Raw genomic sequence first — 16,074 nt, 5'->3', positions numbered from 1 at the left:
ACTGAGGTCAAAATATCTTTTGATTGAAAGTAGCGAACGCAGTTCTCGAGAGGTTCTTAAAATTAAGCGAATAACAGTAAGGTCTCGACTGCGCTCGACCAGATATCTAACAGTAAATTTATGTTTATATTAATAACTTTAGCGGTTTTTTTATTGATGGAATGTGTCACTTGGTGTACACACAAATTTGTAATGCATGGTTTTGGCTGGTTTTTGCATGAAGATCATCACGAGCCTGGTTACCCAAACGTATTCGAAAAAAATGATGCGTTTTTTATAGTATTTGCAATACCAAGTATGGCATTATTCTATTTTGGAACCTACACAGAATACACCTATTTATTCTTTATAGGTTTGGGGATTTTATTTTATGGTTTGGCTTATTTTATAATTCATGATGTATTAATTCACCAACGATTTAAATGGTTTAAAAACACAAATAATAGTTACTTAAAAGGATTGAGAAAAGCACATAAAATTCACCACAAAAATATGGGGAAAGAAGATAGCCAGTGTTTCGGAATGCTCTTTGTGCCTTTAAAATACTTTAGAAAGCCAAAATTAAAATAAGCTATTTTATAGTGTACAGAAAACAGTTATTTTTTTTAAAAATAACTGTTTTCTTATTTTATAGAATTACCTAGTTCATTCGCTATCAATTCTTGTTTAATACACGTTTCTAGTACTAAAGAATAATTTCTAAAATTCAATATTCTTCTAATTTTACTTTTTACTACTTCTCTAAATAGATTTCTTTAACTGCAATAATATTGCGGCTACTTTACCTTTTTTATAGAAAACTTGAGCTTTTAATAATGTATTGATTATCAATAATGCTTAGAAGTACAAATAATGTATTTACCGCTGTTTTTTTTATTGATTAATGGCGATAAAAAGAAGGATTAACCTTGGTTTTTATGCTATAATTGTAAGGTTATATTTTTTTATCGTCAACACTATCAATAAATTTGTATCATATTTAAATAGAGAGAAAAATAAATGAAATTTTTAAAAATAATAGTATCAATTGCCATCATGTTAACTTTAAATAGTTGCGATAATTTATTTGAATTTAGTGTGTATGAAGCAGATGTACAAACTGCGCAAAAAAACACAACTGCAAAAAACTTAAAATTATTAGAGAGTGTTCAAGTAGATTCTCAAGATTTTAAATTTGCTTTTATTACAGATGTTCATTATTTCTATAATAACCTTAAAATAGTAGTTGATGATATTAACAAAAGGCAGGATGTTTTATTTGTAATTTTTGGTGGTGATATTGCAGACCAAGCATTATTAAAAGAGTATGAGATTTTTTATGATATAATGCAAACACTTAAAAAACCTTATTTTACTGTTATTGGAAATCATGATTATAATGCAAACGGAAGTGCAATTTATAGAGAAATGTTTGGTGACTACAATTACTCTTTTGTATTTAATAATAATAAGTTTGTACTTTTTGATGATATCGTTCTAGAAAGTAAAAAAGTACCAGATTTTGATTGGTTATCACTAGCGTTAAGTGATAACGAGCAATTTGATCAAGTATTTTCATTTGCTCATATTCCTACTATTAGTAATGACATTACACCAGAGATGCAAGAAACATATAAATCTTTAATGGTTGAAAATAATGTTTCACTTTCTGTACACGGTCATACACATAGTTATTCTTATGAAGAGGGGGTTGTAAGTTATCTAGTAATACCAGCTCTTAAAGACCCTGAATATGGTATTATTACTGTAGAAAATAAAACGTTTAATATTGAACTTATTGAATTATAATTAGAATGAAAATTAAAAATATTTTTATAGCATTCATAGTATTATTGCTTACCACAAATTTTTACGCACAAGAAGCAAATTTAAACAAAGATAAATCCTGGTATGTTCCAGATTATGTAAAAGCGCAATTTGCTGGAAACATAGGTGTTATATCTGTTGGTGCTGGTTATCAGTTATTTAATAAGGTTTTATATACAGAATTATTATACGGTTTTGTACCAAAATCTGTTTCTGAAGCCGATGAAATTCACTTAATTACAATAAAAAATACATTTCCTATTTATAGAAAAAAAATTGGAGAGAATTTAACTTTAACTCCAATAGCAGGTTTTGCGACAACTTTAGATATTGGTACCACTACATTTACTTCACTTCCAAATAGGTTTCCAGATGGTTATTATATACCTAATGCCTTTCACTTTACGCTGTATGGTGGTGCTATGCTTCATAAAGATTTTGTAAATTCTAAAGCTTTAAAAGGAGCTGATTTTTATTTTGAAGTAGGAACTGTAGAATCTTATTTATGGTATGCAATTACATCAAGTGAAGTTAAGTTTAAGGATGTATTTAGTTTGTCTGTTGGTGTTAATGTTTATCTCTAATAGCTACTACTTAAGTTTTAGATTATTAAAAAGCCTAGTTACAATAAGTAAACTAGGCTTTTTACATCGATATAATTAGTTTATTTCTTACTTCGGATATTTCGCTCTAATTTTATCCAAAGATAAATTATGAATACTTCCAACGTGAGAATGTTGTTTACCTAAATCTGGTTTGTAAGTTCCTTCTTGTACTTGACCACCAATTTTTTGATACGCTTCTCTAAAAGACATGCCTTCAATTACTAAATTATTGATGCTATCTACTGTAAATAAATATTGATATTTTTCATCTTCCAAATCAATATCTTTTACAATTACTTGCTGAATAGAGTAGTTAAAAATGTCTAAAATATCTTTAACGTCTTCAAAAGCATTGATAATATTTTCTTTTAATAATTGATAATCTCTATGATAACCCGTTGGTAAATTATTCGTAATTAATATCATTTCTGTTTGTAAAGCCTGAATTTTATTACATTTTCCACGGATCAATTCAAAAACATCAGGATTTTTCTTGTGCGGCATAATGCTACTTCCTGTTGTTAATTCATCTGGAAAAGAAATAAAATTAAAATTCTGACTCATATATAAACAAACATCCATTGCAAAACGAGCCATGGTATTACACAATCCGCCTAAAGCAGAAGCAATAGAACGCTCACTTTTTCCTCTACTTAATTGCGCAGCAACTACGTTATATTTTAAGGTAGCAAAGTCTAATTCTTTGGTTGTTAACTCTCTGTCGATAGGGAAAGAGCTCCCGTAACCAGCAGCAGAACCTAAAGGATTTTGGTCTACAACTTTAGCAACTGCATTTAACATATATACATCATCAATTAACAACTCTGCGTATGCAGAAAACCACAACCCGAATGATGATGGCATTGCAACCTGTAAATGTGTATAACCAGGTAATACCCCTTCTTTGTGTGTGTTAGCCAATCCTAAAAGTGTATCAAAAAGTGTCTTTGTCTTATTATTGATAACTGCTAAATTCTCCTTATAATATAATTGTAAAGCAACTAAAACTTGGTCATTTCTAGAACGAGCCGTATGAATTTTCTTACCAACTTCACCTAACTTATTCGTTAATTCCCATTCAATTTTAGAATGCACATCTTCAAAAGAAGCTTCTATAACGAAGGTTCCGTTTTCAATATCGTCTGCCAATTCTTGCAAACCTCTTTTCAAATCTTTCAATTCATCAGCAGTAATAATACCAATAGATGCTAACATTATTGCGTGTGCTAAAGAAGCCTGAACATCATATTTTGCAATATGCATGTCAATTTCTCTATCATTACCCACTGTAAATTTTTCTATTTGTTGATCTATTGAAAATCCTTTATCCCAAAGTTTCATATTTCTCTATATTTTATTGTCATTGCGAGGAACGAAGCAATCTCTTAATTAATAAAAAGATAACTTCGTCATATTTCCTCGTTATGACGATTATTTTTATAATTTAGAATCAAGATATTAGATTGTTTCACTACTAGAATTAAGACTAAATAAGTAAGTCTTGTTTCTTGTCTCTTGATTCTTTTTTCTCTATTTAATCACACGATTCAACAATTCAACATAAATTTTAATTCCTTCTTCAATTTCTGCAAGATAGATAAATTCATTGGCAGAATGCGAACGCGTACTGTCTCCGGGGCCTAATTTTAATGATTGACAAGTTAAAACTGCTTGATCAGACAAGGTTGGAGAGCCATACGTTTCTCTTCCCATCTCAATTCCTGCTTTTACCAAATCGTGATTTGTAGGTATAGAAGAAGAATTTAAGCGCAAACTTCTCGGTGTAATTTTTGTGCAAGGTGATTTTTCTTGTAAAATGTCTGCAATTTCTTGATTAGAATAGGCATCATTCACACGAACATCTACTACTAAATCTACATGTGCAGGTACCACATTGTGTTGAGAACCAGCAGCAATTTGAGTAACGGTCATTTTTACATCACCTAACGCTACCGAAGGTTTTTCGAACTTAAAGTCTTTAAACCATTGTAAAACTTCAATGGTATTATAAATAGCATTGTTACTGTTTGGATGTGCTGCATGACTTGGAGTTCCTTCTACCACAGCATCAAAAACAACTAGACCTTTTTCTGCAACGGCTAAATTCATTAAAGTTGGTTCGCCAACAATGGCCACGTCAATATGTGGAATAATTGCTAACATACTATTCAATCCATCAGGACCAGAATTTTCTTCTTCTGCAGAAGCTACAATAACGATGTTATATTTTAAGTTTTCTTGTGCGTAAAAATTGGTAAAGGTTGCTATTAAAGAAACCAAACATCCACCAGCATCATTAGATCCTAATCCGTATAATTTTCCGTCTTCTACAAATGCTTTTAAAGGATCATTAGTATAAGCCGAGTTTGGTTGCACCGTATCATGATGTGAGTTTAGCAATAGTGTAGGTTTGCTCTCATCAAAATGCTTGTTGGTTGCCCAAATATTATTTTTTGTTCTTTTAAAAGGGATTTCATTTTCAATAAACCAACCTTCTATTAATTTCGCTGTATTTTCTTCTTCTTGTGAAAATGATTGGGTTTCAATCAAATTTTTTAAAAGAGAAATGGCATTTTCTGTTAATTTTTCGATATTCATTTTTTAGGTTGTAATAGTTGTAAAAAACTCGTTTTCTTTTGTCAACATTGAAGTATTTCCAATATGTACTTTTGATACTCCATTGTATAAAGCATCAAAACAGTTGTCTATTTTAGGAATCATTCCGTCAGTAATAATTTTAGCATCTAACAACTCTTTATAGGTTTTAGAATTAATGATTTTTATGACGGATTCTTGATCATTAAAGTCTCTTAAAACACCATTCAATTCAAAACAATAATAAATTGATGTTTCATAGATTTCGCTCATTCCAACGGCAATGGTACTTGCAATTGTATCTGCATTTGTGTTTAGTAATTGTCCATTTCCATCATGTGTAATTGCACAAAAAACAGGCGTAAAATCAGCTTTCATTAATTTATCAATTCCACTTGAATTTACTTGTTTTACATCACCCACAAAACCAAAATCGATATCTTTTACAGGTCTTTTTTCTGATTTGATACTATTGATGTCTGCACCTGTTAAACCAATAGCATCAATATCTAAAGCTTGTAATTTAGCCACAATATTCTTGTTGACCAAACCACCATAAACCATAGTAATTACTTCTAAAGTTTCTTTATCTGTAATTCTTCTTCCATTTACTAATTTAGATTCAATACCTAACTTTGAAGCAACACTTGTGGCACGTTTTCCTCCACCATGCACTAAAATTTTCTTCCCTTCTAGATTAGAAAATAATTTTAGAAAAGCATGTAAAGAAGTTTCATCTTCAATAATATTTCCTCCAATTTTTATGATTGATAGTTTTTCCATTTTCTGTGTATTTGTCATTGCGAGGCATGTAGCAATCTCTCGATTCTTTAACAAATTGCTTCCTTCTAGCAATGACTTTAGTTGTTTTCTAAAATCTTCTTTAAAACCAATTGAGCAGCATAGGTTCTGTTATTAGCTTGTTCAATAACTAAAGAAGCATCGCTATCTAAAACCGCATCTTCCACCACAACATTTCTTCTTACGGGCAAACAATGCATAAATTTAGCATTTGCAATCTTGTCTTTGGTAATCATCCAAGTAGGATCTGTACAAAGAACTCTTCCATAATCTTCGTAAGAGCTCCAGTTTTTTGTATACACAAAATCGGCATCTTTAAAAGCGGCTGACTGGTTGTGATAAATTTTTGTGTCTTTGGTGATTTCTTTACTTAAATTATAACCTTCTGGATTTGCAATCACAAATTCAACATCCATTTTTTGCATTGCTTGTGTAAAACTATTAGCAACTGCGTGTGGTAAAGCTTTTACATGCGGCGCCCAACTTAAAACGACTTTTGGTCTCTTTTTTGTGGTGTTTTCAGCAATTGTAATGGCATCTGTTAAACCTTGTAAAGGGTGCCCAGTGGCACTCTCCATACTTATAATTGGTACAGAAGCAAATTCAACAAAAGATTTTAAAACGTGTTCAGACTCGTCTTTTTGCCTGTCAGTTAAACTCGGAAAAGCTCTTACAGCAATAATGTCACAATATTGAGAAACTACAGCAGCAGCTTCTTTAATATGTTCTGCGGTATTGCCATTCATAACCGTTCCATCTCCAAATTCAATTCCCCAAGCATCACCAGAAACGTTCATTACAATCGGGTCCATTCCTAAATTTAAAGCCGCTTTTTGTGTACTTAAACGTGTCCGTAAGCTTGAGTTAAAAAATAACAATCCTAATGTCTTATTTTTTCCTAATTTGATGTTCTTTAAAGGATTTTCCTTTATCTCTTTAGCTTCTTCAATCCAAGAATTTATATTTTCAATGTCGTTTATAGATGTGTAATTTTTCATTTTATTTTATTTTAAGCAAAAGGTTTGAACCTCTTGTTACTTTATTTTTGTAAACGGAACTTTATTATGCATAGCATTCACTATAAAATTATCTTCCAAACCGTTTACAATCCAAGTTTCTATATTCGCGTTTTTACTTATTTCTGCGGCTTCAATTTTAGAAGCCATTCCACCACTTCCGTGAGTAGATTTAGAATTTACAACTTCATTTTTCAAGTCATCAAAATTAAGAACCTCCAAGATCGTTTCTGGCTTGTTATTATTGAAAGACTCTTTGGTGTAAATTCCGTTAGTGTTTGTGGCAATTATCAACAAATCAACATTTAACAAAGTCGCCGTTAAAGCCGCTAGTTTATCATTGTCGCCAAATTGAATTTCATCGGTTGCAACGGTGTCATTTTCATTGATAATAGGAATGTAGTTATTGTTTACCAACACATTAATGGTGTTTACAATATTGGTTTTGCTTTGCTGCCTTTCAAAATCTGAATAGGAGAGGAGGCACTGAGAACTTAACAAGCCATATTCTCTAAATATTTCTTGATAAATTCTGATTAAGTGTGGCTGACCGATAGAAGCCAAAGCTTGTTTTACAAAGACTTCTTCTTGTTTACTTTCTAACTTTACAAACTGTTTTGCAACCGCAATAGCACCAGAACTCACAATAATAAATTCGCAAGTATCTTGAAGTTTAGCAATTTGATTTGCAATATCTTCAATTTTTCCTCTCGAAATATTATCGGTTTCTTTCGTAAGCGTGTTAGAGCCTACTTTTAGTAAAATGCGTTTCTTTTTTTGCATAGTATTTTGTTTGGTTGTTTTTATGAACCTTCTTTTTATTTATTCATCCAAAGCAGCAACCAATGCTTTAAAAAACTGATCTATATGTTTTTTTTCTACATTTAAAGGAGGTAAAATTCTCAATAATTTTTTATTCATTGCGCCGCCAGTAAAAATATGATAGTCGTAAATTAATTGCTTGCGTAAATCTCCAACTTCAAAATCGAATTCTAAACCGAGCATTAATCCTCTTCCTTTGCTTTTTTTTATCTGTGGAATCGTTTTTGCAATTTTGATGAAATAGGCAGACATTTCATTTACATTGTCCATCAAGTTTTCTGTTTCAATTACATTTAAAACGGATAAACCTGCAGCGCAAGCCAAATGATTTCCACCAAAAGTGGTTCCCAACATTCCGAATTTTGCTTCAATATCTGGATGAATTAATATGCCTCCAATAGGAAAACCATTTCCCATTCCTTTGGCAATCGAAATAATGTCTGGCGTTACATTGTAATGCTGAAATGCAAAGAATTTACCAGAGCGTCCATAGCCAGACTGCACTTCATCAGCTATAAACATGGTGTTGTTTGCTTTACAAAGTACATCAACTTGTTCAAAAAATGCAGCAGTAGCTTCGTCTAAACCACCAACTCCTTGTATAAATTCAATAATTACTGCACAAACATCTCCTTTTTCTAGTTCTGTTTTTACACTATCAATATCATTCAAGTGAAGTATCGTAACTTTTTGTTGTGCATTAATTGGCGCAATAATATTCTTATTATCAGTTACGGCAACCGCAGCAGAAGTACGTCCGTGAAAACCATTCTTAAAAGCAATAACTCTAGATTTTTCTGTTTTAAAAGACGCCAATTTTAGGGCATTTTCATTGGCTTCCGCACCAGAACTGCATAAAAATAATTGATAATCTTTACAACCAGAAAGTACCTCTAATTTATTAGCCAAATCAACCTGTAAAGGATTCTGAATCGCATTTGAATAAAAACCTAATTTCTCTACCTGATTCGTAATAGCTTCCACATATTTAGGATGCGCATGACCAATAGAAATTACAGCATGACCACCATATAAATCTAAATATTCCGTGTTGTTTTCATCATAAACATAAATTCCTTTTGCTTTTACTGGTGTAACATCGTACAGTGGATAAACGTTAAATAATGGCATATTCTTTTATTTTATCAAGGGTTTTCAACCCTATGTATTAGTTTTTTATTTGACTTATTTTATCAAATGATTTATTAATTCCTTTAATTAGAGAAGAGCTTAAACCTTGATGTTCCATTTCGTTTAAACCTTCAATAGTACAACCTCCAGGAGTGGTAACTCTGTCTATTTCTGCTTCTGGATGATTGCCAGATTCTTTTAATAAAGTAGCAGCGCCAAAACAAGTTTGCATCGCTAATTTATGGGCTTCATCAGCTTCAAAACCTAACTGAATCGCACCTTGTGTTGTTGCACGAATTAAACGCATCCAAAAAGCAATTCCACTTGCACAAATAACCGTGGCCGCTTGTAATTGTTCTTCTGGTATTTCCATAGATTCGCCCAAACTATTAAAAATAGTTTTTGCTAGTTCTACTTTTTCTTTCCCTTTTGTATTCGGAGAAAGACACGTCATAGATTGTCCAACAGCAGCAGCGGTATTTGGCATCGAACGAATAATATAGGTATCAACGCCAACAATAGCTTCAATTTTAGCTATATAAAAACCTGTAATTACCGTAATTAAAACATGATTATCCTTTAAAAGATGTTTTACGTTTTTTAAAATATCTTCTAAATGCCTTGGCTGAACAGCAAAAATTAAAATATCAGAATTTTGAATAGCTTCTTCATTATCCGAGGTCAATATTACTTCATCATAAACCTTAAAAGCTTTTATAGAATCTGTATTTCGCTTTGTTAGATAAAGAGATGTCACCGTTTTATTTTTCAATAAACCTTTGGCTATAGATTGTCCTAAACTTCCTGCTCCAATAATTGCTGCTTTCATAATTGCTAGTCTTTAGTTGTTAGTCTTTAGTGTTTAGTTGTTAGTGATTGGCACTAATACCTATCGACTAATTACTAACTCCTGTTTTTAAAAATAGTTTGCTTTTAAATTCAACCCTAACGTTTCTTCAAACCCATACATTAAATTTAGATTCTGAATTGCGGCACCAGAAGCACCTTTTAATAGATTATCGATGGTGCTTGTAATGAGTAATTTATTTCCGTGTTTTTCTAAATGGATTAAACATTTGTTAGTGTTTACAACTTGTTTCATGTGAATTTCATTTTCAGAAACAAAAGTAAAAGCGGCATCTTTATAATAGGCTTTATACATTTTTGTTGCTTCTTCAATAGAACCTTCAAACTTGGTGTAGGTAGTTGCAAAAATTCCTCTAGAAAAATTACCTCTATTAGGTACAAAGTTAATTTCTGAATTAAAATTAGGTTGTAACTGATGCACTGTCTGATTAATTTCCCCTAAATGCTGGTGATTAAATGCTTTATAATGAGAAAAATTATTATCTCTATATGTAAAATGTGTCGTTGTAGATAATGACGTTCCTGCGCCTGTTGCGCCGGTTACCGCATTAATATGAACATCGTTTTGTAACAAACCATTTGCTGCCAAAGGTAAAATTGCTAATTGCAAAGCGGTTGCAAAACAACCAGGATTTGCAATATATTTAGCCGTTTTTATAATTTCTTTGTCTAATTCTGGTAAACCGTACACAAAATCTTTTCCTTGGAAATTTTTATCAGCAAGTAATCTAAAATCATTGCTTAAATCGATGATTTTTGTTTTGTCAGAAAAAGTAGTTTTTTCTAAAAAAGCTGTTGAATTTCCATGACCTAAACATAAAAATAAGACATCAACAGCTGTGTTAATTTCACTTGTGAAATCAATTTCTGTGTCACCAATTAAATCTTGGTGCACTTTATACAATTTGTTATCAGCATTAGAAGTACTGTACACAAAATTGATCGTTGTTTCTGGGTGATTCAATAATAACCTTATTAACTCACCTGCTGTATAACCTGCGCCACCTATAATTCCTACTTCTAATTTTTTCATTTTAAAAATGTTTTGAGACCTCACAGGTTTTTATAACCTTTAAGGTCTGCATTACTTATTTTACGAGTTTACTTGTCTGTATATTTTATTCTGATTGCCTAAGATTTTAATAAAACCTTTAGCGTCATCTGCTGTCCAAGCTTTATTTTCTTCACCATACGTACTAAATGCGCTAGACATTAAATCATGATCAGAAATAATTCCGTCTAAAGAAAAATGATACGGCTTTAAAGAAACCACTACATTACCAGAAACCATTTTTTGAGAACTTTGTAAAAAAGCTTCCGTATCTCTCATCACAGGATCTAAATACTGACCTTCATGCAAATGCATTCCGTAGAAACTAGACAAATATTCTTTGTGTTGTAATTGCCATTTTGTTAACGTATGTTTCTCTAACAAATGGTGTGCTTTTACCGTAATTAAAGCAGCAGCAGCTTCAAAACCAACTCTTCCTTTGGTACCAACAATAGTATCACCAACATGAATATCTCTACCAATTGCAAATTTTGAAGCACTATTATTTAGGTTTTCAATATTTACTTCAGGTAAGTTTGCTTGTCCGTTTAAAGCAACAAATTCACCATTTTTAAAAGTCAATGTTACTTTTTCTTCGCCTTCTTTTTCTAATTGAGAAGGATAGGCTTCACTTGGTAAAGGCAGTTCAGATTTTAAAGTTTCTACACCACCAACACTAGTTCCCCAAAGGCCTTTGTTAACAGAGTACTTCGATTTTTCCCAAGGCATATCTATCCCTTCAGATTTTAAATAATCTATTTCTTCTTGTCTTGTTAATTTTCCGTCTCTAATTGGCGTAATTATTTTAATATTAGGCGCCAATGTTTGAAAAATCATATCAAATCTCACTTGGTCGTTTCCTGCACCAGTGCTTCCATGAGCAATATATTCTGCATCAATACTCTTTGTATATTCAATAATTTCTATGGCTTGTATAATTCTTTCTGCACTAACCGAAAGCGGATACGTACTGTTTTTTAATACGTTTCCGAAGATTAAATACTTTACTACTTTATTGTAAAATGTTGAAACCGCATCAATATTTTTATAGGTAGAAACGCCCATTTTATAAGCATTACTTTCTATCTGTTTAATTTCTTCTGATGTAAAACCGCCAGTATTTACACTAACAGCATGTACATCATATTCTTTTGATAAACTTACGGCACAATACGAAGTATCTAAACCACCACTATAAGCAATTACTAATTTTTTCATTATTTATCTTTTTTTAGAAACAAGTTCTGTTTTATATTTTTTAGTTTTTGAAAAACGCTCTCTTTCACTTCTTTAGAGGCTTCTTTGTTATTATTTTTAGGGTCAAATAACATCCCTGTACACATGCACATTTTTCTTTCTGTTCTTGTTAGAATATCAAAATTTCGGCACGTTTTACAACCATCCCAAAAACTTTGGTCGTCTGTAAGTTCAGAAAAAGTAACAGGTTTGTATCCTAAATCTGTATTTAGTTTCATAACCGCTAAACCTGTAGTGATGCTAAAAACTTTAGCATCTGGAAACTTGGTTCTAGAATGGTTAAAAATTACGAGTTTAATCTTTTTGGCTAGCCCAATATTTCTAAAATTAGGATGTACAATTAAACCAGAGTTGGCAACAAATTTGCCGTGACCCCATTGTTCTATATAACAAAATCCAGCAAATTCACCATCCTCCAATGCAATAACAGCATTTCCGTTTTCCATTTTAGTGGCAATGTATGCTGGTTTTCTTTTGGCGATACCTGTTCCTCTTACTTGAGCAGCATCTTCTATTGTTTTGCAGATAATATCTGCGTAAATAGTATGTGATGTGTTAGCAATTACAATTTCCATTGTATTGATATTTTAAAGTTGAATGTATTTAATTTTTTGCTTTGAAGTGCAGAATTGGACTCACCTAATTCCATAATCATTTAAACACCCAAAGGGCGAGGTGAGAAAAAGCGGCGTACAGAATTTGTATTATCTATTAAAATAATATTGATTTGTGAGCTTTTAAGTTTTTTTGATTGGTACATGATAAAAAAATAAAAAATTATGGTTTCAGTTTATTGCTACATATAGCATTAGCGAATTGCATTGCGAAAGCGCAACCTGGGAACCATAGTATTTGTTTTATTTTTTGTAGTAAACATATTGTAAATGTATATTATTTTTTCAATGGAAGCTGAAAAAAGAAGCTTTTTTTTTAACTTTTATCAATTTAGTAAAAAAACAATTTATTATTTATCAAATCTTTAGTAAACACTTTTTTAAGTCACTCGATTTTATAGATTGTGTTTATCAAGAAATTCGATAACCTTATGTTTCGGGAGGGAAATATCCTTTTTAATCTAATTTTTACAATTCATCCTAAAAAAAATACAGTTGGGTATTCTTTAATTTTAAAAACCTTGGTTGTGTTGCATCTTTGAACCATCAATAACAATTAAAACAAACATTATGAAATTTTTACTATCTATTTTAGTCGCAGCAATGTTATCAATTACAAACAGCGTAACAGCTCAAAACAACTCAATAACGGCAACTGTTGTAAATGTATCTTCAGAAAAAGGAAAAGTAGGTTTTGCTTTATACAACAAAGAAAATTTTAACAGCATACCTGTTCAGGGTAAAGAAGGTAAAATTATAGATGGTAAAAGTACTGTAGTTTTCGAAAATGTTCCTTCAGGAGAGTATGCTATTATTTGTTACCATGATAAAAATAATAATGGTAAAATGGATTTCTCTGCAAATAGAATGCCTTTAGAAGATTATGGTGCTTCTAATAATGTAATGGCTTTTGCACCACCAACATTTGAAGGTGCTAAATTTATGTTGAAAGATGAAAATATGAAATTAGATCTTAAATTTTAGTAAATTACGAGCCATACAACATTTTATATCAAAGAATATATAATGAAACACCAAGAAGTTTACACTATGAGAAGTTTGAAAAAAGCAGCAATTTTATGCTTAAAACTAACCGTAATATTTGGTTTACTGTTTGGTCTTGTGTTCGGGCAACGAACTTTAGAAAGTATTATATGGACTTTTATAATTTCTGGAATGTATTCTTTTGGGATTGGTTTTGGAAACATATTTATAAACAACTATTTATCTTCTAAATGGGATTGGATTACATTAACAAATCAACGAGTCTGGTTTGGGATAATAGCAACGGTACTTTATACAATTCCGGTAGTTTTAATTATAGACTATGTAGTATTTGTTGTTTTAAATGGTGTAGCTTTTAGTGATTTTTTTAAAGGAAACTACTTTTGGATTCATTTATTTTATATTATTCTTTCTTTAGGAATTTCAACCTTTTTGCATGCCAGAGGATTTATGATCAACTGGAAAGCTGCAATGACACAAGAAAGTACGCAGCAGCAGATTGTAGCAAAAACAGAAACTGCCAAATTTGAATCTTTAAAAAACCAATTAGATCCGCATTTTTTATTTAATAGTTTAAATGTATTAACCAGTCTAATTGGCGAAAATCCTGCGCAAGCAGAAAGATTCACCACAAAACTTTCTAAAGTGTATCGATACGTTTTAGAACAACGGAATAAAGATTTAGTACCAATTGAAGAAGAATTAAAGTTTGCTAAAACGTATATGGAATTGTTAGGAATGCGTTTTGAAGATGCCGTTCAATTTAATATTCCTGATGTAATAAGCAACAATGAATTAAAAATAGTACCGTTGTCTTTGCAGCTTTTATTAGAAAATGCCGTAAAACACAATGTAGTTTCTACTTCTAAACCCTTAACGATTCATATTTACGAAGAAGCTAATTATTTAATTATAGAAAACAATGTCAACCCAAAAGAAGCAATAGGAAAGAGTACCAAAGTTGGTTTGCAAAACATTGCTGATAGATATGGATTGATCACTCAAAAAGGAGTGAAAATAGAAAATAATAACAAAACTTTTAGGGTGAGTTTACCGCTCTTATATAAAATGAACAATACAATGTACTCAGAAGATTTAGAAAATAGCAAATATGTTAAAGCAGTAGAAAAGGTAGAGAAATTAAAAGAATTCTATCAGAATTTAGCTTCTTATTGTTTAGTGATTCCGTTTTTAATATTTATAAATTTAAGGTTTTCACCAGGTTTCCATTGGTTTTGGTTTCCAATCTTCGGATGGGGAATGGGGTTGACTTTTCATTTTTTAGAAGTAAATAATTACAATATTTTCTTAGGAAGTAATTGGGAAGATAGAAAGATTAAAGATTTGATGGAGAAAGAAAATCAGCAAAAAAAGTACAGATAATGGAAACGAATAGAACACAAGAACAGCGATTTATTTTAGCAAAAAAAAGGGTTGAAAAAATTAGCAAGTTTTATAAACATCTGGCAACGTATGTAATTATAAATATTTTTTTGAGTGCTATATTTATTGCAGGAGATATAAATGACGGAGACACTTTTTATGAAGCTTTTTCAGATTATCATAATTATAAGATTTGGTTGTTTTGGGGAATAGGAATTGCTTTTCAGGCATTAAATACTTTCGGGCTCAGCTTATTCATGAATAAAGACTGGGAAGAGAGAAAGATTCAGAAATTTATGGACGAACAAAATAACATTAGGTAAAAATGGAATTTGACTTCACACAAAAACAACGCTACTATAAAGCTCAAAAAAGAGTAAAAGATATTAAAGGGTTTTACACACATTTAAGCATTTATTGTGTTGTTATACCTGTTATTATTTTTGTTAACTTAAAGTTCGAACCCCATTTTCATTGGTTTTGGTTTTCTGCTTTTGGTTGGGGAACAGGTCTTTTTATTCACTGGTTAACGGTTTTCGGATTCAATTTAATAGGAATTGGAAAAAACTGGGAAGAGAAGAAAATTAGAGAATTTATGAACGAAAATAAATAAGAAGATGCAACAAGATTATACACAAGAAACTAGTTTTATTAGAGCAAAAAAGAGAGTAAAAGCCATTAAAGGATTTTATGTTCACTTTCTGGTTTACATATTGGCAAACATTTTTATAAGTGGCGTTATTATTTTTGGCTTAACAAAAAGCGGAGATAATATAGAAGATGCTTTTTCTAATTTTGGAGTGTATTCTACATGGGTTTTCTGGGGAATAGGAATGTTTTTTCATTGGTTAGGTGTTTTCGGATTTAAACCTTTAGGATTCGGAAATGATTGGGAGGAAAAGAAAATTAAAGAATTGATGGAGAAAGAAGACCTTAAAAAAAGCAAATTTTATAGTGATGGAAAATAGAGATCATAAGAAACTAATTAGAGCCAAACAAAGTACTGTGGTAAAAAACAAGTAAAATTCACTTAATTTTTCACCAACACACTTCTGAAAGTATCGTCATATATTAACCCAGATTTGGCGATTGCAAATGCCTGTTTTAAAAGCTTATTACAA

At 31.1% G+C, this 16,074-nt stretch carries 18 protein-coding genes; 8 read left to right on the top strand and 10 right to left on the bottom strand.

Going from position 1 to position 16,074, the window contains the following annotated elements; all coding sequences use genetic code 11:
* The first annotated feature begins 120 nt into the window (after window positions 1-120).
* The 3 genes from ES045_RS11035 (at window position 121) to ES045_RS11025 (ending at window position 2,390) form a co-directional block, all read left to right on the top strand.
* Window positions 121-570: a sterol desaturase family protein gene (locus ES045_RS11035; RefSeq protein ID WP_147116345.1), complete on the top strand. Its 450-nt coding sequence runs from the start codon at window positions 121-123 to the stop codon at window positions 568-570.
* A gap of 429 nt (window positions 571-999) precedes the next feature.
* A complete protein-coding gene (locus ES045_RS11030) occupies window positions 1,000-1,788 on the top strand; it encodes a metallophosphoesterase family protein (protein WP_147116344.1) in 789 nt (262 codons plus the stop codon).
* Window positions 1,789-1,793: 5 nt separating this feature from the next.
* Window positions 1,794-2,390, top strand: coding sequence for a hypothetical protein (locus ES045_RS11025; protein ID WP_147116343.1), 597 nt, complete (start codon window positions 1,794-1,796; stop codon window positions 2,388-2,390).
* 87 nt (window positions 2,391-2,477) lie between these two features.
* Here the strand turns inward: ES045_RS11025 and argH are convergent, their stop codons facing one another.
* The 10 genes from argH to ES045_RS10975 all read right to left on the bottom strand — a co-directional run bounded on the left by argH (window position 2,478) and on the right by ES045_RS10975 (window position 12,526).
* Window positions 2,478-3,752 carry an argininosuccinate lyase gene (gene argH / locus ES045_RS11020; protein ID WP_147116342.1) on the bottom strand — a complete coding sequence of 425 codons (1,275 nt, stop codon included), beginning with the start codon at window positions 3,750-3,752 and terminating at the stop codon, window positions 2,478-2,480.
* Window positions 3,753-3,941: 189 nt separating this feature from the next.
* A complete protein-coding gene (locus ES045_RS11015) occupies window positions 3,942-5,009 on the bottom strand; it encodes a M20 family metallo-hydrolase (protein ID WP_147116341.1) in 1,068 nt (355 codons plus the stop codon).
* Between the two features lie 3 nt (window positions 5,010-5,012).
* Window positions 5,013-5,789, bottom strand: coding sequence for an acetylglutamate kinase (gene argB / locus ES045_RS11010; RefSeq protein ID WP_147116340.1), 777 nt, complete (start codon window positions 5,787-5,789; stop codon window positions 5,013-5,015).
* Between the two features lie 77 nt (window positions 5,790-5,866).
* Window positions 5,867-6,805, bottom strand: coding sequence for an N-acetylornithine carbamoyltransferase (locus tag ES045_RS11005; protein ID WP_147116339.1), 939 nt, complete (start codon window positions 6,803-6,805; stop codon window positions 5,867-5,869).
* 36 nt (window positions 6,806-6,841) lie between these two features.
* Complete coding sequence (proB, locus tag ES045_RS11000) at window positions 6,842-7,606, bottom strand: glutamate 5-kinase (RefSeq protein ID WP_147116338.1); 765 nt, start codon at window positions 7,604-7,606, stop codon at window positions 6,842-6,844.
* A 39-nt stretch (window positions 7,607-7,645) separates the two neighbouring features.
* Entirely contained in the window at window positions 7,646-8,776 is a 1,131-nt protein-coding gene (locus tag ES045_RS10995) for an aspartate aminotransferase family protein (protein ID WP_147116337.1), read from the bottom strand.
* 37 nt (window positions 8,777-8,813) lie between these two features.
* Entirely contained in the window at window positions 8,814-9,605 is a 792-nt protein-coding gene (gene proC / locus ES045_RS10990) for a pyrroline-5-carboxylate reductase (RefSeq protein ID WP_147116336.1), read from the bottom strand.
* Window positions 9,606-9,692: 87 nt separating this feature from the next.
* Complete coding sequence (gene argC / locus ES045_RS10985; RefSeq protein ID WP_147116335.1) at window positions 9,693-10,676, bottom strand: N-acetyl-gamma-glutamyl-phosphate reductase; 984 nt, start codon at window positions 10,674-10,676, stop codon at window positions 9,693-9,695.
* Between the two features lie 60 nt (window positions 10,677-10,736).
* Entirely contained in the window at window positions 10,737-11,912 is a 1,176-nt protein-coding gene (locus tag ES045_RS10980; protein ID WP_147116334.1) for an argininosuccinate synthase, read from the bottom strand.
* Window positions 11,912-12,526, bottom strand: a complete 615-nt coding sequence (locus tag ES045_RS10975) for a GNAT family N-acetyltransferase (RefSeq protein ID WP_147116333.1) — start codon at window positions 12,524-12,526, stop codon at window positions 11,912-11,914. The genes ES045_RS10980 and ES045_RS10975 overlap by 1 nt, the downstream gene beginning before the upstream one ends.
* 609 nt (window positions 12,527-13,135) lie before the next feature.
* On the opposite strand from ES045_RS10975, the gene ES045_RS10970 reads away from it, so the two are divergent.
* The 5 genes from ES045_RS10970 to ES045_RS10950 are packed head-to-tail and all read left to right on the top strand — an operon-like array spanning window position 13,136 to window position 15,921.
* Window positions 13,136-13,549, top strand: coding sequence for a DUF2141 domain-containing protein (locus tag ES045_RS10970; RefSeq protein ID WP_147116332.1), 414 nt, complete (start codon window positions 13,136-13,138; stop codon window positions 13,547-13,549).
* A 42-nt stretch (window positions 13,550-13,591) separates the two neighbouring features.
* Complete coding sequence (locus tag ES045_RS10965) at window positions 13,592-14,953, top strand: 2TM domain-containing protein (protein WP_147116331.1); 1,362 nt, start codon at window positions 13,592-13,594, stop codon at window positions 14,951-14,953.
* Window positions 14,953-15,276 (top strand): 2TM domain-containing protein, encoded by a 324-nt coding sequence (locus tag ES045_RS10960; RefSeq protein WP_147116330.1) that lies wholly within the window; start codon window positions 14,953-14,955, stop codon window positions 15,274-15,276. The genes ES045_RS10965 and ES045_RS10960 overlap by 1 nt, the downstream gene beginning before the upstream one ends.
* A 2-nt stretch (window positions 15,277-15,278) precedes the next feature.
* Window positions 15,279-15,566, top strand: coding sequence for a 2TM domain-containing protein (locus ES045_RS10955; protein WP_147116329.1), 288 nt, complete (start codon window positions 15,279-15,281; stop codon window positions 15,564-15,566).
* A 4-nt stretch (window positions 15,567-15,570) separates the two neighbouring features.
* A complete protein-coding gene (locus tag ES045_RS10950) occupies window positions 15,571-15,921 on the top strand; it encodes a 2TM domain-containing protein (RefSeq protein ID WP_147116328.1) in 351 nt (116 codons plus the stop codon).
* Window positions 15,922-16,074 lie beyond the last annotated feature (153 nt).

This window comes from Polaribacter sp. IC073 (genome assembly GCF_007997075.1).
Taxonomy (GTDB): Bacteria; Bacteroidota; Bacteroidia; order Flavobacteriales; family Flavobacteriaceae; genus Polaribacter.
The sequence above is the reverse complement of the archived record's forward strand: the minus strand, read 5'-3'. Positions and strand labels throughout refer to the sequence as shown.